This is a genomic window from Chitinophaga sp. 22620 (assembly GCF_052044405.1).
In the GTDB taxonomy this organism is placed as follows: Bacteria; Bacteroidota; Bacteroidia; order Chitinophagales; family Chitinophagaceae; genus Chitinophaga.
In genome coordinates, this window is the sequence record NZ_JBQEMV010000003.1 from 948057 (window position 1) to 968222 (window position 20166).

General features: G+C 56.2%; 10 protein-coding genes. 4 read left to right on the forward strand and 6 right to left on the reverse strand.

Annotated elements, in window-relative coordinates; translation table 11 throughout:
- Positions 1–4 precede the first annotated feature (4 nt).
- Genes ACTJIK_RS19285 through ACTJIK_RS19295 form a run of 3 tightly spaced genes read left to right on the forward strand, consistent with a single transcriptional unit; the run spans position 5 to position 7420 of the window.
- Positions 5–1342 carry a sugar porter family MFS transporter gene (locus tag ACTJIK_RS19285; protein WP_440649120.1) on the forward strand — a complete coding sequence of 446 codons (1338 nt, stop codon included), beginning with the start codon at positions 5–7 and terminating at the stop codon, positions 1340–1342.
- 11 nt (positions 1343–1353) lie between these two features.
- Positions 1354–4704: a DUF5107 domain-containing protein gene (locus ACTJIK_RS19290; RefSeq protein WP_440649122.1), complete on the forward strand. Its 3351-nt coding sequence runs from the start codon at positions 1354–1356 to the stop codon at positions 4702–4704.
- A 4-nt stretch (positions 4705–4708) separates the two neighbouring features.
- Positions 4709–7420: a glycoside hydrolase family 2 protein gene (locus ACTJIK_RS19295; protein WP_440649124.1), complete on the forward strand. Its 2712-nt coding sequence runs from the start codon at positions 4709–4711 to the stop codon at positions 7418–7420.
- Positions 7421–7481: 61 nt separating this feature from the next.
- On the opposite strand, the gene ACTJIK_RS19300 is transcribed toward ACTJIK_RS19295, so the two are convergent.
- Complete coding sequence (locus ACTJIK_RS19300) at positions 7482–8147, reverse strand: flavin reductase family protein (protein WP_440649126.1); 666 nt, start codon at positions 8145–8147, stop codon at positions 7482–7484.
- An 83-nt stretch (positions 8148–8230) separates the two neighbouring features.
- On the opposite strand from ACTJIK_RS19300, the gene ACTJIK_RS19305 reads away from it, so the two are divergent.
- Positions 8231–9061: a glycoside hydrolase family 16 protein gene (locus tag ACTJIK_RS19305; RefSeq protein WP_440649128.1), complete on the forward strand. Its 831-nt coding sequence runs from the start codon at positions 8231–8233 to the stop codon at positions 9059–9061.
- 3 nt (positions 9062–9064) lie between these two features.
- Here the strand turns inward: ACTJIK_RS19305 and ACTJIK_RS19310 are convergent, their stop codons facing one another.
- The 5 genes from ACTJIK_RS19310 to ACTJIK_RS19330 all read right to left on the reverse strand — a co-directional run bounded on the left by ACTJIK_RS19310 (position 9065) and on the right by ACTJIK_RS19330 (position 20130).
- Positions 9065–10567 carry a SusD/RagB family nutrient-binding outer membrane lipoprotein gene (locus ACTJIK_RS19310; RefSeq protein WP_440649130.1) on the reverse strand — a complete coding sequence of 501 codons (1503 nt, stop codon included), beginning with the start codon at positions 10565–10567 and terminating at the stop codon, positions 9065–9067.
- A complete protein-coding gene (locus ACTJIK_RS19315; RefSeq protein ID WP_440649132.1) occupies positions 10568–13765 on the reverse strand; it encodes a SusC/RagA family TonB-linked outer membrane protein in 3198 nt (1065 codons plus the stop codon). It abuts the gene before it with no gap.
- A gap of 273 nt (positions 13766–14038) precedes the next feature.
- Complete coding sequence (locus ACTJIK_RS19320) at positions 14039–15715, reverse strand: RagB/SusD family nutrient uptake outer membrane protein (protein WP_440649134.1); 1677 nt, start codon at positions 15713–15715, stop codon at positions 14039–14041.
- Positions 15716–15749: 34 nt separating this feature from the next.
- Positions 15750–18908, reverse strand: a complete 3159-nt coding sequence (locus tag ACTJIK_RS19325; protein ID WP_440649136.1) for a SusC/RagA family TonB-linked outer membrane protein — start codon at positions 18906–18908, stop codon at positions 15750–15752.
- A gap of 190 nt (positions 18909–19098) precedes the next feature.
- Complete coding sequence (locus tag ACTJIK_RS19330) at positions 19099–20130, reverse strand: FecR family protein (protein ID WP_440649138.1); 1032 nt, start codon at positions 20128–20130, stop codon at positions 19099–19101.
- Positions 20131–20166 lie beyond the last annotated feature (36 nt).

Below are 20166 nucleotides of genomic sequence, written 5' to 3' on the forward strand. Positions count from 1 at the left end.
CAGCATGCAGCAAAGATTCAACCACGCATACATCATCGGCATTTCATTCATCTCGGCGCTCGGCGGTTACCTCTTCGGTTTCGATTTTGCCGTGATCTCCGGGGCGCTCCCCTTCCTGCGCACCACCTTTGCGCTCAACGCCTGGTGGGAAGGCTTTCTGACGGGGTCGCTCGCGCTCGGCTGCATGGCGGGCTGCCTGGCGGCCGGCGCGCTGGCAGACCGTTACGGCCGCAAGCCGGGGTTGATCCTTGCTGCGTTCATCTTCACGCTGTCGTCGCTGGGCATGGCTTTCTCCAACAGCCTCGGCATGTTCGTGACCATGCGTTTCGCAGCGGGCATCGGCGTGGGCATGGCGTCCATTCTCAGCCCGCTGTACATCGCCGAAATATCCCCCGCGCACCTTCGCGGGCGGAACGTTTCCATCAACCAGCTTACTATTGTGATCGGCATACTCGTGACCAACCTGGTGAATTATACCCTCGCTTCCAAAGGCGATGAGGCCTGGCGCTGGATGTTCGGCCTGGGCGCCGTGCCCAGCCTGGTGTTCCTGCTCGGCGTATTACTGCTGCCCGAAAGCCCGCGCTGGCTCATGGGCAAAGGCAAAACCGCGCAGGCGGAAAAAACGCTGGCCCGCATCGGCGACGCAGCTTTCGTGGAAGAAACCGCGAAAGACATTCACCGGTCGTTGCAGGGCAGCAGCCGCACCAGCCTGAAAGCCGTATTCGAAAAAGCCGTGAGGCCCGCCGTGGTAGTGGGTATCACGCTGGCGGTATTCCAGCAGCTGTGCGGCATCAACATCGTATTCAATTACACCTCCACCATATTCGCATCCGTGGGCGCGGATCTGAACAGCCAGCTGTTCGAAACCATTTCCATCGGTATCGTGAACCTCGTATTCACCCTGGTGGCCATGTGGCAGGTGGATAAGCTGGGAAGAAGGCCCCTGATGCTCATCGGGTCGCTCGGGCTTTCTCTCGTGTACATCGTGCTGGCGTTATTGCTGCGCAACCAGGCGGACGTGAAGTTCGTTTCCTTCTTCGTGCTGCTGGCCATCGCCATGTACGCCACCTCGCTGGCGCCGGTCACCTGGGTGCTTATTTCGGAAATATTCCCCAACAAGATCAGGGGGCTGGCCTCTTCCATCGCCATCGTTTCCCTCTGGGGCGCTTATTTCATCCTCGTATTCACTTTCCCCATACTGGCTGAAAACCTGGGAACATACGGCCCCTTCTATTTATACGCGGGCATCTGTTTCCTCGGTTTCCTTTTCATCCGCAGCAAAGTGCAGGAAACAAAAGGCAAAACGCTGGAACAACTCGAGCAACATTTAATAAGACACTAAATAAACAGGCAATGAGCGATTTTTCTGTGCAGGTCTGGGAAGAAAAGATCAGCATCCCGACGTACGGCATTGGCAAGCCGGATAAGAACCCCATGTTTTTTGAAAAACGCGTGTACCAGGGTTCAAGCGGTGTTGTATACCCGAACCCCGTCATTGAAAAGATACTGGACGAAAAGAAAGACGAGATATGGAATGCCGTGTTCCTTGAAAACCAATACCTGAAGATCATGATCCTGCCGCAGCTGGGCGGGCGCGTGCAGATGGCGTACGACAAAGTGGGCAAAAGGCATTTCATCTATTACAACCAGGTGATAAAACCTGCGCTGGTTGGGCTTTGCGGGCCCTGGATATCCGGCGGCATAGAGTTTAACTGGCCGCAGCACCACCGCCCCAGCACCTACGAAGCGGTAGATTTCACCATCGAGGAAAATGCGGACGGCAGCAAGACCGTATGGGTGAACGAAGTGGAGAAGATGTTCAGGACCAAGGGCATGGCGGGTTTCACGCTGTACCCGGGCAAAGCCTACCTTGAGATCAAAGGCAAGCTCTACAACCGCACTCCCCTGCCCCAGACCTTTCTCTGGTGGGCCAATCCCGCCGTGAAGGTGAACGATCACTATCAATCCGTATTTCCGCCTGACGTGCATGCCGTGTTCGACCACGGCAAACGCGATGTGAGCGACTTCCCCATCGCCACCGGCGTGTATTACAAAGTGGACTACGCGCCCGGAACGGATATTTCCCGTTACAGGAACATTCCCGTGCCCACTTCGTATATGGCTATCCGTTCGGACTACGATTTCGTGGGCGGGTACGAGAACGATGCGCAGGCGGGCGTGCTGCACGTGGCCAATCATCATATTTCACCCGGCAAAAAACAATGGACCTGGGGCCACAGCGATTTCGGGCGGGCATGGGATAAGAACCTCACCGATGAGGACGGGCCTTACATTGAACTGATGACCGGCGTTTATACGGACAACCAGCCCGATTTCAGCTGGCTGATGCCTTACGAGGAAAAGTCCTTCACACAATATTTCATGCCCTACAGGGAGCTGGGAGTGGTCAAAAACGCGACGAAAGACCTTTTGCTGTATACATCCATGGAAGGCAGCACGCTGGAGGTAAAAATATTCGCCACCGGCGAACAGCCGATGAGCACGCTGGAACTCTTTGCAGACGGGCAGTCTGTGTTCAGGGACATTTTCTCCGTATCGCCGCTGCAGGTGTATACCCGCACCATTCCACTGCCCGCGGGCATGAAGGAAGAATCTTTACTGGTGACCGTGAAGGGGAACGACGGCAAAGAAAATATCCGCTACCAGGCCGGTTCCAACGGAGACGCAACAATTCCCTCCCCCGCATCCGCCGCACTTCCGCCGGAAGCGGTGGAGAACAACGAGCAGCTTTACCTCACCGGCCTGCACCTGGAACAGTACCGTCATGCTACCTACAACGCCGCGGATTACTATACAGAAGCCCTCCGCCGCGATCCGAAGGACGTGCGGAACAACAACGCCCTCGGCGCATGGTTCCTCCGCAGGGCGCAGTTCGCCAAAGCAGAGCCTTATTTCAGGAAAGCCGTGGAAACGCTCACCCAGCGCAATCCCAATCCCTACGACGGCGAGCCGTTGTATAACCTGGGCCTCTGCCTCGAAATGCAGGGACGGTACGACGAAGCCTACGATCAATATCACAAGGCCGTGTGGAACAGCGCCTGGCAGGACAGCGGGTATTTCTCCCTCGCCCGCCTCAGCGCCCGCCGTGGCCATTATGAAGAAGCGCTGGAACAAATAGACTGGTCGCTGGACCGGAATGCGCGCAACAACAAGGCCTGGACGCTGAAAGCAGCTATCCTGCGGAAAAAAGGACAGCATGAAGAAGCGCTCGAAGTATGTAAGAACGGGCTGCGCCGCGACCTGTTCAACCTCTCGCTGTACTTTGAACAACAACTGACCCTGGAAGCATCCGGCAACGTGAAAGCCGCCGCCGAAGCCAGCAGCACATTAGTGCGCCGCGGCCGCGGCCATGACCATAACTTCCTTGAATACGCGGGCGATTACGCCGCCGCCGGTTTCTATGAAGAGGCCATCGGCCTGCTGGGCATACAATCGCAGGAAAGATCGCCCATGCATTATTATTACCTGGGCTGGTTTTACCAGCAGGCGGGCCAGGAAGACGTTGCCCTGCGCTTCTTCCACCAGGGCGCCGCCGCGGACCCCGCATGGTGCTTCCCCAACCGGATAGAAGACGTGCCGGTATTGCAGCTGGCCATGCAATTGAACCCACAGGACGCAAAGGCGCCGTATTACCTCGGCTGCCTCTGGTACGATAAAAGACAATACGACGAGGCCATCGCCATGTGGGAAGAATCTCTCCGCCGCGACGATTCCTTCCCCACCGTTCACCGCAACCTGGGCATCGCCCTGTTCAACAAACGCAACGATGCCACCGCCGCGTTGCAGCACTTCGAAAAAGCCTTTGCGCTGGACACTTCAGACGCACGGGTGCTGATGGAGCTGGACCAGCTGCGCAAACGCCTGAACGCCGATCCCGAACAGCGGCTGGCCTTCCTCGAAGCATATCCCGATGCGGTGAACTGGCGCGACGATCTCTATCTCGAAAGAGCTGCGCTGCACAACTTCCTCGGCCGCCACGAACATGCCTTTGCGCTCATCATGCAACGCAGGTTCCATCCCTGGGAAGGCGGAGAAGGCAAGGTATCGGGCCAGTACTGCTACAGTCTTACCGCCCTCGCGCAGCAGGACATCAGGCGGGGCCATTACCCGTCCGCCATCGAAAAGCTGGAGCAGGCGCAGGTATTCCCCGATTCGCTCGGCGAAGGCAAGCTGTACGGTGCGCAGGAGAACGATATCTTTTACTGGCTGGGCAAGGCATATGAAGGACTGAACGATACAGCTACCGCGCAGGCATATTTCCGAAAAGCGACCGAAGGACAGTACGAACCGGCGGCAGCCATGTTTTACAACGACCAGCCGCCTGAGAAGATATTCTACCAGGGCCTCGCCTGGGAAGCGCTGGGGCAGCCCGCCAAAGCGGCCGCTATTTTCCGCAAGCTTGTCGATTACGGCGAAGCGCATGCGCATGACGAAGTGAAGATCGATTACTTTGCCGTGTCGCTGCCAGACCTGCTGATATTCGAAGACGACCTCAGCCAGCGCAACGCCATCCACTGTGAATTTATGAAAGGGCTTGGTTATCTTGGCCTGAAGGAAACCGCCACAGCCGCGGCCTGCTTCCGTAAAGTGCTCGGGCAGGGCTTTCATCCGGGCGCAAAAGCACATTTAAATTTAGTCCGCGAAATGCAGGCCCCTGCCGCGGCAGGTAACGAAAAAAAATAGATACATGTTCCGCAGACTGATTATTATACTCCTCCTCAGCAGCACAGGCGCCATGGCGCAAACCATGCCCCTCGCAGGCAAATGGCAGTACCGGCTGGACCCGGAAGACAAAGGCGTGAAAGAACAATGGTTCAGCCAGGTCTTCACCCAAACCCTGCAGCTGCCCGGCACACTGGACGATGCGGGCATCGGGCAGGCCACAGCGCTCACGCCCGATTCGCTGAATAAAGAAATACTCCTGATGCTTACCCGTAAACACGCCTATACCGGGCCGGCCTGGTATGCGCGCGAGGTTACGATACCGGCATCGTGGCGCAATAAAAGCATTCAACTTACGCTGGAACGCGTACTGTGGAATACCCGTGTGTGGGTGGATGGCAGGGAGTGCGGTGCGGACGAGAGCTTAATAGCCCCTCACCGCTTCTCCGCCACCACCGTATTCACGCCCGGCAAACACCGCCTGGTGATCAGGGTGGACAACCGGAAACGGTACGACATGAGCACCCGCGACATGGCGCATGCCTACACCAACGGCACACAGATCATCTGGAACGGCCTCATCGGGAAATTGCAGCTGGAAGCCAGGAACAAGATACACATCGCGCAAACGCAGGTGTACCCTGACCTCGCCAGCCGCTCCGCCCGCGTGCGCGTGCAGGTGAAAAACGAAAGCGGCGCCGCTTCAAAAGGCCAGATATCCGTTACAGCCGGGGGAAAAACACAAACAATGAACGCGGAACTGCCCGGGGGCGCTTCCTCCCATGAGCTGACGCTACAGTTTGGCCCAGATATGAAAACCTGGGATGAGTTCCACCCCCACGTATACACGCTGCAAACAACGCTGGCGGCAGGCAACGGCAAAGACGCCCACCGCACTACCTTCGGGATGCGGGAGGTAACCAATAAGAACGCATTGCTGCAGGTGAACGGCAAACGCATTTTTCTCCGCGGCACGCTGGAATGCAATATTTTCCCGCTTACCGGCCACCCCCCGATGGACCGGAAGGGCTGGCTGAAAGTGTTCAGCTCCGCCAAAGCCTATGGCCTGAACCACCTGCGGTTCCATTCCTGGTGCCCACCCACCGCGGCTTTTGAAGTGGCGGACTCGATGGGCTTCTACCTGCAGGTGGAGCTGCCGTTCTGGAACAAGAACGCGGGGAAGGACGATGCCATGAACACCTGGCTGGAATCCGAAGCGGAACGCATCAGCGTCGAATACGGCAACCACCCGTCTTTCTGCTTCTGGTCTATGGGCAACGAGCTGGAAGGCGATTTCAGCTGGCTGGAAAAGATCGTGGCCAGCCTGAAAGAGTCTGACCCAAGGCATCTGTACACGACCACCACTTTCAGTTTCCAGCGCGATCACGGCAAATGGCCGGAACCGGGCGATGACTTTTTCATCACCCAATACACCCGCAAAGGCTGGGTGCGCGGCCAGGGCATTTTTAACAGCATCCCTCCTTCTTTCGCTACCGACTATACGAAAGAAACAGACAGCCTCCCCGTACCGCTCATTACACATGAGATCGGCCAGTACTCCGTGTTCCCGAACCTGGAGGAAATAAAAAAATACACCGGCGTGCTGGACCCGCTGAACTTCAAGGCCATCCGGAAAGACATGGAGCGGAAGGGGCTGCTGCACCTGGCGCCGCAATACCTCAAAGCAAGCGGCCGGTTTGCCGCTAATCTTTATAAGGAAGAGATCGAACGCGCGCTGAAAACCCGCAATTTCAGCGGTTTCCAGCTGCTGGACCTGCACGACTTCCCCGGCCAGGGCACCGCCCTCATCGGCATACTGGATGCGTTCTGGGACAGCAAAGGGCTGGTAACGCCCGCGCAACACCGGATGTACTGCTCCGCAGTAGTGCCTTTGCTCCGTTTCGACAAAGCGGCTTATACCAACAACGAAACCTTTACCGCCACCGCCGAAGCGGCGAATTTCAGCGAAAGCGCCATCAGCGGCGTATCGCCGGAATGGACCGTAAACACCAGCGCAGGCGCGGTGATTGCCGCAGGTAAATTATCCGCCGGGCAGATACCGCTGGGCAACGGGCATACCCTGGGCAGCATCAGCGTGCCTTTGAACAAAATACAGGCGGCTTCGGAACTCACCATCACGCTCCGCATCGGGCAGCACCGCAACGAATGGCGGATATGGGTGTACCCCGAAACACTGGCCGGGCAACCATCTTCCGTTCATTACACCCGCTCCCTGCCCGAAGCCATGCAGTGGCTGAATGAAGGAAAAACAGTGCTGCTGAACCCGGACACCGCTTCGCTGAAAGGCGTGGAAGGCCGCTTTGCGCCAGTGTTCTGGAGCCCGGTGCACTTCCCCTCACAGCCCGGCACCATGGGCATACTCTGCGATCCGGAACATCCGGCGCTGGCGAATTTCCCCACCGCTTCTTACAGCGACTGGCAGTGGTGGGATCTCATCACCTCGTCCAAAACCATGGTGATAGACAGCCTGCCCAGGCTCACGCCAGTTGTGCGTGTGATGGACAACTTCTTCAAAAACCGCAAGATGGCAAATGTGATAGAAGCCCGCGTGGGCAAAGGAAAGCTCATCATCACCTCCCTGGACCTTTCCCGCGACCTCGATAAACGCCCGGCTGCCCGGCAGCTGCGCTTCAGCCTGGAAAAATACATGCAGGGCAGCGCGTTCAAACCCGCGGTGGCGTTAACAGAAAAACAATTAAGAGGACTGATGAAATAAACCATACATCATTTCCATATCCGGACAGCAGCTGCCATTCATACGCAGCTGCTGTTTTTTATTACAGGCTCCCCGCCTTTTCCATATCATGCGAAGCATAGAGGGCTTCCGGTATTTCGGCTAAAGTTGAATAATGCAGCTGCGGCCCCAGCCCGTAGAATTGCTGGAAGCTCATGATCAGCGGGCGCCATTTATCAGGGTCCACACGGTTGGGATGGCCGTCCACCAGTATGCTTTCGTGCAGGTGCACTTTCGTGATACGCAGCTCCATCGTCACGATCTTCCCGCGCTGGTGCAGGTCATATTCCGCCAGGCCGTGCACAGCCTCCAGCACTGCTTCCAGGTGCACCGGGCATTCCAGCGCCCTGGGCGGCTTTACCGTCAGCGAACCGGCGGGAGTAAGCCCGGCGGTGGCGAATTTATAGGCTTCGTACCGGTAACCTTTCAGCCGTTTGCCTTCCGGAACGGGGTTGCTGCCCGTCAGCTTCGCCAGCCGGTTCACCGCAGCGGCCTCATGCTCAGAAGGCAGGTTCAGCACACATTCCCCGGTGCGGATAATATTCTGCGTGGTTTTGGACAATGCAGACAAACCGATCATACAACGCCAGCCCAGCCAGAAAATGGAAGACATGGGCGCAAGATTGGCCGAACCGTTTTCGTTCAGGGTGCTGATCAGTACAACGGGGGTTCCGAAATAAAGAATGGCGGGTGCTGATACCTGGTGCATATATTGAGTTTTTATTCAAAGCTAGCCCCCGCCGCCCGTCCCTAAAACCCGGAACTTGCGGTTTTCTGTGTTAAATTGCGGGCATGAAAAAACTGTTTGGCATGATAACCTGCGCCGCACTCATGGCGGGCGCTGCATCCGCGCAGGAGCTTAAAGGCTGGAAGCTCGCCTGGCAGGAAGAATTCAACTATAGCGGTCTTCCCGATACATCGAAGTGGGGATATGAAGTGGGCCACATCCGCAACCAGGAGCAGCAGTATTACACCCCCGCCCGCCGGGAGAATATCCGGGTGGAGAACGGCAACCTCGTGATCCGCGGGCTGAAGGAAAACTATGCTAACGCCGCTTACCGCCCCGGCAGCGAACGCTGGAATGAAAAGGACAGTCTTGCGAATTATACCAGCGCCAGCATCAACACGCAGCACAAATTTGCCGCGAAATACGGCCGCATTGAAGTGCGCGCCAAGCTTCCCGCCGGCGGCGGCATCTGGCCCGCCATCTGGATGATGGGCATAGACCGGAGCCATGGCGGCTGGCCGCACATCGGCGAGATCGATATCATGGAATTTATCGGTAAAGAGCCGCAAAACGTATACGGCACCATTCACTACGCCAAAGATAATGGCCATGCTTCCAGCGGGAACAAAATTTCAAGCGAAGAACTGCACAAAGGCTACCATATATACGCCATTGAATGGGACGAAGAGAAGATCGATATTTATTTCGACAGCACGCGTTACCACCGGTTTATGCTGGATGTTGCGGACGGCCCGAACGGAAATCCTTTCCGCAAACCATTCTACCTGCTGCTGAACCTCGCCATGGGCGCCAACTGGCCCGGCCCGGTGGACGACAGCGTGCTGCCCCAGGAATTCCTGGTGGATTATGTAAGGGTATACGAAGCGGCAAAATAAAATTCATTTCAGATACCACATCAGCGTCGCAGGTTTGTCGTCCCCGAATTGCAACAGGGCCTCCTGGTACTGTTCTTCGTTATAAGCCCGCTCCGTATCTGGATACATAAAACGTTTTGGTATCGCCCGCGAAACGGCCAGCGGCCCGGTTACAAACTGCGGGAAACCCGTGCGCCGGTGGTCGAACCAGCCTTCCGGACCTTTCAGGAACATCGCGATCCATTTCTGTATGATGAGTTGTTCCAGCGTTCCGTCGTATTGCACGCCGGGCTGGCTGTAATAATCCATGATGTCCGCTTCGCCTTCCACATTGTAATACCGCATGCTGGAACGTATCGCTTCGTAATAGAGGCTTTCCGCCGTCTTCCCCTGCACCGTTACCTTTCCCCGCTGCACGCATTCCGCGAGTATAAAGCACAATTCGGTATACGTCATCAGCGATGCTTTCATCAGTGGGTGACTGTTGCTGTTGAACATCGCTGAAAGCCGCGAGATATAAGGCGATCCGCCGTTGTAGTCATACGGCGCGGGAACGGCATTGGGCACGCCTACATATGCCTGCCCCGGTATTCTTCCGCCGTTGGGATCGTCCACCGGCGCGATCCATACTTCCAGCCTCGGGTCGTCACGTTCCACCAGCGCATCCACGATCTCCTTAGCGGGCTTGCGTTTGTCGAACTCCGCGAAAACATTTGCCAGCGGGCCGCCCGGCCAGCTGTTCATGCCAATATCGCCCAGGTACCTGATCTCCGCATTGTCTTCATTGTTTTCAAAAACGGGGTATTGGATCTTATCATCCAGAATTTCCTGCATTTCGGTAAACGCCGGCGTGTAGTTCTTCGACATACGCAGCAGCAAACGAAGACGAAGCGAATTGGCCAGCTTCCGCCATTTCAGGACGGATCCGCCGTACATGGCGTCGGCGGCGGCATCCACCATTGCGTCAGTGCCCGCGCTGAAGGCTGCAAGCTCATCATTCGCTTCCCTGAGCGTATTCAGCAACGCGGGATAGATATTTTGCTGCCGGTCATATTCCGGATGCACAATGCCTTCGTTGCGGGAAAGCAGGGCTTTGCTGTAAGGGATATCGCCATACAGGTCGGTGATGTAGGCAAAGATGAACGCTTCCATCACTTTGCCCACGGCCACGTACTGCGGCTGGTGAATGGCCGCGGCGATCTCCATCATTTCGCGGTTGGCGGAAAGGCGGGCGTAATAATTATCCCAGCTCCGCGGCCCCCAGTCGAACTTATCGTTGTCCTCGTTGCGCACAAGGGTGATGTAACGGCCCGCGGAGGCGGGTTCTTCCCAATACGCCTCTCTCTGGTAATCGTAAGCGGTATTGATCAGCACGCTGCTGAGCAGGAATTCGGGACTGACCGTTTCGGAGGCGTTCGGGTTGGCATTGATCTCTTCCAGTCCTTTATCGCAGGCTGAAAGGGCCATCCCGAGCGGGAGCATGATATATTTTATGGGTATGCGCAGCATTACCGTAAAAATTTGCATTTAGAAATTAAATCCAAGCCGGGCGCCGAACGAACGGGTGTAGGGCAACGACCAGCTGGCCACGCCCGGCGAAAAGCTGCCATTGGCGATGGTTATCGCGGTTTCCGGGTCGTAGCCCTGGTCCGCGGCCGTCCAGGTAAGGAGGTTGCGGGCAATGAGGGATACGCTCAGGTTGCGGACGGGAAGCTTGCCCAGTGTTTTTCCCATAAAGCTGTACGTCAGCGAAGCTTCGCGCAGCTTTACATATGTGGCGTCGAAAGTGGACCGGCCGGCGAAGGACCAGTAATATTCGCCGTAATAATTTTCCGGGTCGGTGATGTTTTCGTTCAGCACGTAGTTACCCGGTGTTTGTTCGATGTAGCCGTGCAGGATCATCCCGTCTGTACGCCGGTTGCCCGAGGCGTCCGTCCAGGGAAGGCCGCCTGTGGCGGGATCGCGGCCGGGCAATGTGGTGGTGGTGCGGCCGTCGCTGAGCAGGTTTTTGGCCACATAGGAGAAGAACTCGCCGCCCTGCCGCCAGTCCAGCAACAGGTTGAGCGAGAAATTCCTGTACTGGAAAGTGTTCGTGAAACCCAGCATGAAGTCCGGGTTGTAGTTGCCGATCTTTACATAACTGTTGACCTGTTGATAGCTGCCGTCGGCATTCAGCAGCGGCTCGCCTTTATGTTTGCCATCGGGCACCGTGGCCCAGCCAAGGGCATAAAAATCCCCCATCTCCGTTCCTTCCCTCACTTCGTACCGCACGCCTTCCGCACCGCCCAGCAGGAAGCTGTTGAGGCCTTCTGTGAGCTCCAGCACCCTGTTGCGGTTGCGCGTGAAGTTCGCCTGGACGTTCCAGCGGAACGCACCGGCCAACGGCGCGGCATTCACGCTGATCTCCACACCGCGGTTCCGTATGCTGCCCGCGTTGATGAGCTTGTGCCCGTAACCGGACGCCATGGTGGTGGGGATGTCGAGTATCTGGTTGCGGTTGACGGTGTTGTAATACGTGAGGTCCAGCCCCAGCCTCCCGTTGAAGAAACGCAGGTCCGCGCCGAATTCATACGAAGTGGCAATAAGCGGTTTCAGGCTGCTGTTCTTCAGCACATCGTCCAGGTAAGCGCGTTTTACACTTCCCCAGTCCTGCCCGAAGGTGTAAGTATTATATAACTCGTACGGCCCGGTATCGCCGCCTACCTGCGCCCAGCTGGCCCGCAGCTTGGCAAAGGTCAAAGCGCCGGATTGTATGTTCAGCATATCCGACAACACCAGGCTCGTGGAAACAGAGGGGTAGAAATAGGAATTATTCGCCGCAGGCAGCGTGCTGCTCCAGTCGTTGCGCGCCGTGAGGTCCAGGAAGGCATAGTTGCGGAAAGCCAGCTGCCCCATGCCATAGAGGCTGTTGATACGTTTGCGGAAGCGGTAGGTATTGTTGTAGACCGTTCCCGCGCGGGCGTTACCGATGTTGTAAACACCGGGCGTAACAAGGCTTTCAGCGCTTTGCAGCGTGCTGCGCCCCTGCTGGTCCATGCGGTTGCCGCCGCCTGAAACGGAGATAAAAAACGCCGGTGAAAGGTTCTTTTTATAGGTCAGCAGGAAGTCGGTATTCTGTTCCCTGAAATATTCCGTTTCCAGCGCGTACGCGCCCATGGGGTTACGAACTGAGCTGAAAGGCCGTTTGTTCTCCCGCGTTTCGTTGAACATGTCCATCGCCGTGCGGCCCGTCAGGCTGAGGTCTTTCGTGAGCTGCAGGTTCAGTTCCACATTGCCGGTGAGGCGGTTGCGGTCGAAGCTGTTGGTGAACTCGTATGCCACGAAATACGGGTTGTCCATGCCGCCGGGCACATGCGAAAACTGCTGTACGCCTTCGCGCCCGGGTATCCAGTAATCGCGGAGCTGCCTGATATCCACGTTGGGCGTGGTGGTATACACGATATTGCCTACACTGCCGCGGTTGTAGGCCGGGCGGTTGCCGCTGTAATTTTTCGTATAGCCGATATTGGCAGATACCTTCACTTTGGGATGCAGCTGGTAACCGGCGGCAAGGTTCAGTGTATTCCTGTCCAGGCCGGTGTTGGGCGTCATGCCTTTGTTGGCAAGGTTGGTATAGGACAGGCGGAAACTTCCGTCCTTATTACTTCCCGCTACGGCAATGTTGTTGGTGAGCGTATGGCCGGTGGTGAAAAAATCTTTATGGCGGTGGGGATAAGATACCCAGTCCGTCGGCACAAGGTCCCCCGAAGCATTGACGGGACTGTTCCACTGCACATGCCGGGTGCCAACGTCCATCCGCGGCCCCCAGGACGCTTCGGAAACAGTTTCTTCCGTACCAGCTCTGTCGCCCGCGCCGAACTGGTCCTGGAAATGCGGGAAAAGCCAGGGCTGGTCGAACATCAGGCTGGAATTAACTGAAACGCCCATACCCTTTTTCGCGCCGGCGCCGGACCTGGTGGTGATGAGGATCACGCCGTTGATGGCGCGGCTGCCGTACAGTGCCGAGGCGCTGGCGCCTTTCAGCACGGTAATGGCGGCCACATCGTCCGGATTGATATCGGAAATGGTGCTGCCGTAATCTACCACCGATTCGCCGGCGGGCTGCACAGGCATGCGGATGGCCGAGGCCAGGGGCACACCGTCTACCACGTACAAAGGCTGGTTGTATCCCTGGAAGCTGCCCTGCCCGCGGATCACTACCAGCGAGGTGGCACCGGGGTCCGGGCTGGCGCTGCGCACGTTCACGCCGGCCACTTTGCCGGAGAGCGCGTTCGTGATATTCACTTCCTTAACAGTGTTCACGTCTTCGCCACGAAGGGTGGCGATGGAATAACCCAACGCCTTTTCCTGCCGTTTGATACCCAGGGCGGTCACCACCACGCTGTTGAGCTGACGTACGTCCTGCTCCAGCTGCACCAGCGATACATTGCCGGCGGGCATTTCTTTGGAGCGGAAGCCGATGGAACGGAATACCAGGATGGATGAACCGGCAGCTACTGCAATGGAAAAGCGGCCATTGATATCGGTGACCGTACTGTTGGACGTACCTTTTTCAGTAACGCTTACGCCCGGAAGGGTTTCATTTCGTACATCCGTAACTGTTCCCGTGACCTGTATAATCCCCGCGTTCGTAAAATCTGCTTCCCGGGCCTGCGCTTCCACCGGCAGCAGGCAAAGCAGCAGCGCCGGCAGGAATGCGAAAAGCTTGGTAAAGCTCTCATGCATAAGTATATTTTTTAGTCTGTTCTAAGGTTATGTTAATGCCGGACGGTCTAAGATATGGTGAGTTTGGTTGTCATCAATCCGGAATAAGGACCGGTTGCGAAGCTACATATTGCCGCGGTTCCTGCATAATCTGACGGGGAAAATAATTGAGATTTAATGAAATTAGGTGAAATGCCATCGGTTGCGGGCTGTTCCCTACACCAGTCTGTATAAAAAAGGAGCGGTCCCGTGTTGCCGGAACCGCTCCTTTGTCTATTCATTCAAATCCAGGCCCTACTTTACATACCCGGGGTTTTGCTCAAGGTTGTTGTTCCCTGAAATAGCCCTCGTCGGAACAGGGAAACGGTTCCGGAAGGCTTCAGAGGGCTGATGATCCCACCAGGTCTCCGTGGTGAATTTCTTGAAACGGATGAGGTCGGTCCTGCGGCGGCCTTCGCCCAGGAATTCAACGCCCCACTCGTCCAGCATGCGGTATTCATCGAGGTTGGCGGCAGTTGCAGGATCGGGATCGGCGCCGGTGAAATTACGCTTGCGCACTTCATTGATCAGCGTGGCCGCGCCACCGGCATCGCCCGCGCGCATCCTGCATTCGGCCAGCATATAGTAGATCTCGGCCAGCCTGATGGCGGGATTGTCCGCACCCCAGCGCAGGCTGTTGTCCGCCTTATTCGGGATAGGCACTTTTACGAGGCGTACGCCGGTGTTCTCTTCACCATCTGCCATGCGGCTGGGCAGTTGCGCAACGGTGGCGTATTTTTTACCGGGGCCTACTTCGGAGAAACGGCCTACCTGGTCCACGAAAACAAGCGGCAGATCCTTGTATTCCTCACCACCATTAATGGTTGCGCCGGCGGGCGTAAGGTGTGGCCCTACGATGAACATGCCTTCATAACGGCCGCCGCCGTTGTACTTATAGGGATGTTTGCGCAGGTCTGCGTCGTTGAATTTTTCATACGGAGAGCCCAGCTTGAAAACAGTTTTGTATAACGTACCGGTAGGCGTGCGGGAAGGCTGCAGATGCCCGCCGTTGTTGGCGCCTCCGTCCACGTCAAAATACTGGCGCGTATTGTAGTGATAAAAATCCGCGTAGAACCAGTCGTATTGCAGTTTGTTGAACTCAGAGGGAATGGACCAGATGATCTCCTTCGACTCGTTGTTCCTGAAACCATGCACCCCGTTCCATACGGGATCCAGGGAATAGGTTCCATACACGCCCGCGATGATGTCCTCACACAGCTTTTGCGCGTCAGCGAATTTCGCGGTGCCGGTGTAAGCCTCCGCGTTAAAATAGAGCCTTGCCAGCAACGCGGCGGCGGCGGCGCCACGGAGAGCGCCTTCTTCTTTATCCGCGGCTTGTTTCTTCGGCAGCTTTGTGATCGCTTCTTTCAGCAGCTTTTCGATATGGTTGAACGTTTCCTGGGCCGTATTCCTGGGCAGTGATGAGCCTTCCAGCGATTCAAAAATGGGCAGCCCGCCGAAATAGTCCAGCCCGTAGAGATAAAATAAGGCGATGAGCGTGTTGAGCTGGTTCACGTGATCGTCCTTATCGGCCTGGGTGAGCGCGAACCTGGAATAGTCCAGCTTGCTGAGGTCGGACTTGGCGTCCAGCGCGAGGGCCACACCCATAAGGGTGCCGCGCCAGGTTTCCCAGATCCAGTTATCGTCCGGCGTCCAGCCGTGGTAATGGTACCGTTCGTTCTCGCCGCCGTTATACCAGTGGCGGCCTTTGGTGGTTATAGCAAAATGATCCGCGGTATATTCCTGGAGCTTCCAGCGGTCTGCCCCAAGATACCAGCGGGCATGGGTGAAAGGCCGGTACAGCGCTGCTTTGATGTCCTTTTCGCTTTTGAAGAAAGTTTCCGGCGTTACCCGGTCGTAAAATGTCTGGTCCAGCTTGGTGCATCCTGCGAGGAACACGATTATCAAAGCTGCAATGATCTTTATTTTCATATGGAATGAACTTGTGGAATGAAAAATAACCGTCTTAGAAATTGACCTGTGCGCCGAGCATAAAAGTGCGGGTTTCCGGGTACACGTTCCTTTCCTCGAAACCAGGTTCCAGCCCGTTGATGTTCACTTCAGGATCCAGCCCGCTGTAGTTGGTGATCACGAACAGGTCGCGCACGGTGGCGTACAGGCGCAGGCCGTTGAACGGCTTAACAGCGCCGGGTTTGAAGGTATAGCCGATGGACAGTGCGTCCAGTTTCACGAAGTCGCCTTTCTCCAGCCAGTAATCGCTCAGCTCTTTTTCTTTTTTGATCTGGCTGTTTTTGCCGAAGGCGCTCTTAAGCACGTTCCGGCCGGTTTTCTGCCCAACGCCGTAATACATATCGATCATATTGAACACATCGTAGCCCAGCCAGCTGCGGAAATACACGCCTGCATCGAACTGTTTCCAGTTGATGGAGTGATTCCAGCTGAGGATGAGGCGGGGAATGGCGTTGCCTACGAAGTATTTGTCCTCATTGGTTTTCCGCTGGGTCGCTACGTCGAACGGTTTACCATTCTTATCATAGAGCAGCCAGGAACCTTCGGAAGAGAAGCCGGCGGATTTCCAGAGATAGAACTGGCCGATATCCTCGCCGGGATAGAGCCTCACAGCGGTGCCGGGGCTACCCGGAGCGGGAAAGCTTTTCCGGTCTATATAGGTGCTTCCGCCGTTGAGCGTAATGAGCGTACTGCGGTTCGAAGCGGCGATGAGGCCCGTGCTGTAATTGAAATTCTCCTTCCGCACCACATCCACGTTCAGCTCGATCTCGTAGCCTTTGTTCTCCATATTGCCCACGTTCACCAGGGTGGTATTGTGGATGGCGGGAGGTTGCGAAACCTCAACGCTATAGATCATATCGTCCACCTTACGTTTGTAGAGGTCGAAGCGGCCGCTGAGGCGGTTGTCGAACAATGCAAAGTCCAGCCCGATGTTGTATTCTTTTTTCACTTCCCAGCGGATGTCTTTGTTCTGGTTATGGAGTACGCCATAAGTGCGGATCCAGTCGCCGTCCACCAGCCACCAGGTATCGGGACCGTACATACGGGTAGCCACGTTCGCGTCGAAACCTTCGTTGCCGGTGGCGCCGTAGCCGCCGCGCAGCTTCAGGTTATTGATCACGTTGCTGCCTTTGAGGAAAGGTTCTTCGGATATCCTCCATGCGGCAGACAGGCCGGGGAAAGTGCCCCATTGGTTGCCCGGCGCGAATTTGGAAGAACCTTCGTGGCGGAGCGAGCCGGTGAAGATGTATTTATCGCGGTAAGCGTAGTTCACGCGGCCGAAGAAAGCGATCAGCTTCACGGAAGGACTTTTCCATGAACCGATCCCTGCGCGGCCGTCTGCCAGGAAGGTACCGGTGCCCATGTCGTTGTCGCGGATACCGTCTACGGGGAAGTTGGAGTTGTTCGCGTTGAAGCCCTGGCCGTTGAAATCCTGGTAGGTATAACCGCCCACTGCGTTGATGCTGTGGTTACCGATCACCTTGTTATAGTTCAGCGTAAGCTCAAGCGTACGATCGTCCCAGCGGCTGTAGCTCTGCGACGCGTTGCCGTCGATGTTTTCTGCCCGGGAAATGCGGTGCTGGGCGGAACGGTAGAAATTATTATGCTCGCTGTTGTTCTTGATGGCTATCATTCCCGAAGCAAAGAGGTCTTTAGTCAGGTTAAGCTTCAGCGTGGAGCTGGCCAGCAGGTACTTGTACTGCGTCTGGTTGCTGCGGAGCCTTACTTCGGCCACGGGGTTGAAGTAATCGTAGCTGGCGGTGAGCACATTCAGGCCGGTCACGTCATCGGCGTTGTAAGGCGATTCGGTGGGATTGAGCAACAGCGCCATGTTGAATATCTCGTTGTCGCTGAAGTCCGCCTTTGCCTGCAGGTAGCTGATGTTGGTGGAGAGTTCAGCGAAACCGCCGAGGAATTTAAAATTGGTGTTCAGCCTTCCGCTCACTTCTTTTCTCCTGGATTCGATGGCCATGCCTTTTGCGTCGCGGGCCATGAAGGTGGCGTAAACCTGCGCGTTTTCAGTGCCGCCGTTTACGTTCAGCACATAACGCTGGCTGAGGGGATTTTTATTGGTCACTTCATCATACCAGTCTGTGCGGTGCCCGAAGTCTGTTCCAAGGTCGTGCTGCAGGAATTCTTCGGCGGAAAGGCTTTCCGGCCTTCTGCGCACGGTTTCCATATACAGCTCGCTGGTAAAGGTCACATTGGTCTGCCCTGCTTTGGCTTTTTTTGTGGTGATGAGGATCACGCCGCCGGAAGCCCTGGTACCATAAATGGCGGCGGCTGACGCATCGCGCAGCACGTTGATGGATTCAATGTCTTCCCGCACCACGGAGTTGATGCTTCCGCCGGGAATACCGTCTATCACGATCAGCGGCCCTTGCGCGGCGTTAATGGAGTTCACCCCGCGCAGCTGTACGGATACGCCTGCGTTGGGATCGGTACCATTGCCGGATGAGATCGTCAGTCCCGGTACTTTACCCTGTATGGCCAGGAGGGGCGATACAGCCCCGCCGATGAAGTCTTTTTGCCGCAGGTTGGTCACGGCGCTGGTGAGGTCGCGTTTGTTGAGGGAACCGTAACCCACTACCACTACTTCACCGAGTTCCTTGTCCGTGCTTTCGATGAGGGTGATGTTGATGGCCGAACGTTTGTTTACGCTAACCGTTTGCGTGGCATAGCCGATGAAGCTGAACGAGAGGCTGCCGTTTTCATCCACCTGCACGGTATACTCGCCGTTAGCGTCGCACACGGTGCCTTTGCCCGGGCCGGACATTACCGTGACGCCCGGCAGGGGCACGCCCTTGCTGTCCGTCACTTTACCCTTCACGGTGATCACTCCCGGGGGAAGCTCGGCTTTTTTGATGATCACGAGATTATTGTCCATGAGACTGTACGAGAGGCCCGTGCCGGTGAGCAGCTGTTGCAGGAGGTCTTTAACCGGCATGTTCTTCGCGTCCAGCGTTACTTTCAGCTCTTCATCCAGCACCAGGTTGCTGAACACGAAGCGGTACGCGGAGCGTTTCTCCACTTCTTTCAGCGCGCGGGTAAGGCGGGTGCCGCGGAAGTCCACGCTCACTCTGTCCTGCGATTTGCCTTCGTAGGCCATCACCTGCAATGACGTGGTAAGCAACAATACGATTGTCAGTTTCATAAGTAGAATCTTTTTAAACGCCCGGCTCCCGGGCAGTTTAATACAGGTCTTTTTCATACCTTAGTGATGCTTTATGTTAGAAATAGGGCGCGGTAATCCGTACCCGTTTTTAGCCGGGGATAGAACAGGTACCAGCTGTTATATCCCCTTTTTTTATCGGGAAAAAGGTTCGTTTTTGTCTCCTGTATAATTACCGGCTGATCCTTATGCTTCTGCCTTGTTTGGTAAAGGTGAAGCTGTACGAGGCTTGCAGCGCATTCAACACCTGTACGATGTTCTCTTTTTCAAAAGTGGCCGTAAATCTGTAGGCTTCGATGGCCTTGTCATCAAACTGTATGGATACATCGAACCAGCGTTCGAGCTTCTCACGTATATCTCCAAATGTTTCATTTTCTATAACCAGCCTGTTTTCGGACCAGGCCGTTTCCACGTTCACCTGGCTCCGGTTGTAGCTTAGCGGGCGGACGGCGGTTTGCAGCGCGGTCACTTTCGGGCCGTCCGCCGTGGTTGCTTCGCCGGGCGCCGGCGCTGCTGCCGCTTTATCTATCACGAATTTTTCCTTCGGATGCAGCACTTTGAAAGCAGATTTCTGGTTGGCGAGCTGTATTTCCACCTTACCGCTCAGCAGCGAGGTTTCACTGTTTTTATCCCCCGGGTATGATTTTACGTTGAATACGGTTCCCAGCACTTTCACATCGTAGTCTTCCACTTTCACGATGAAAGGTTTTTCAGCATCCGGCCTTACATCGAACAGGGCTTCCCCTTTCAGGTGCACGCGGCGGTGCCCGTTGCCAAAACCGCTGTCCAGGCGCAGTTCAGAGCCCGCATTGAGGATCACGGTCGAGCTGTCTGGCAGGCGCACTGTTTTCTTTTCGGCCAGCAGGGTAATAAAAATTTCGGGTTTTGCGGCGAGAACGGCTACCGGTTGCCGGGCGGGCTGCAGGAGCCAGTATCCCGCGAGCACAATGACGGCTATGGAGGCTGCAACGGCCAGGGTGCGGCGCAGGGGGAACGGCTTGCGGACGGGAACGGGCTGTGTTTCCCAGAACATAACGGAAATGCCCAGCACCATTTCACGGGCTTCGGCCATGGTGGCTGCTTCGTCCGGGTATTGCCGCAGGTAGGCTTCCCAGCGGGCAACGTCGGCTTCCTGCCGGCGGAAGCAGTAGTTAACAAACGAGTCGTCTATGACCAGTTCTTCCAATTCATAACGTTCTGACATGTGCTGCCTGTTTCCTGTAAGACGGAAAGCGGTCAG

What these genes read in the sequence shown, in the direction of transcription:
- ACTJIK_RS19285 (WP_440649120.1), top strand. Translation starts at nt 5, where the DNA reads ATGCAGCAAAGATTCAACCACGCATACATCATCGGCATTTCATTCATC.
- ACTJIK_RS19290 (WP_440649122.1), top strand. Translation starts at nt 1,354, where the DNA reads ATGAGCGATTTTTCTGTGCAGGTCTGGGAAGAAAAGATCAGCATCCCG.
- ACTJIK_RS19295 (WP_440649124.1), top strand. Translation starts at nt 4,709, where the DNA reads ATGTTCCGCAGACTGATTATTATACTCCTCCTCAGCAGCACAGGCGCC.
- ACTJIK_RS19300 (WP_440649126.1), bottom strand. Translation starts at nt 8,147, where the DNA reads ATGCACCAGGTATCAGCACCCGCCATTCTTTATTTCGGAACCCCCGTT.
- ACTJIK_RS19305 (WP_440649128.1), top strand. Translation starts at nt 8,231, where the DNA reads ATGAAAAAACTGTTTGGCATGATAACCTGCGCCGCACTCATGGCGGGC.
- ACTJIK_RS19310 (WP_440649130.1), bottom strand. Translation starts at nt 10,567, where the DNA reads ATGCAAATTTTTACGGTAATGCTGCGCATACCCATAAAATATATCATG.
- ACTJIK_RS19315 (WP_440649132.1), bottom strand. Translation starts at nt 13,765, where the DNA reads ATGCATGAGAGCTTTACCAAGCTTTTCGCATTCCTGCCGGCGCTGCTG.
- ACTJIK_RS19320 (WP_440649134.1), bottom strand. Translation starts at nt 15,715, where the DNA reads ATGAAAATAAAGATCATTGCAGCTTTGATAATCGTGTTCCTCGCAGGA.
- ACTJIK_RS19325 (WP_440649136.1), bottom strand. Translation starts at nt 18,908, where the DNA reads ATGAAACTGACAATCGTATTGTTGCTTACCACGTCATTGCAGGTGATG.
- ACTJIK_RS19330 (WP_440649138.1), bottom strand. Translation starts at nt 20,130, where the DNA reads ATGTCAGAACGTTATGAATTGGAAGAACTGGTCATAGACGACTCGTTT.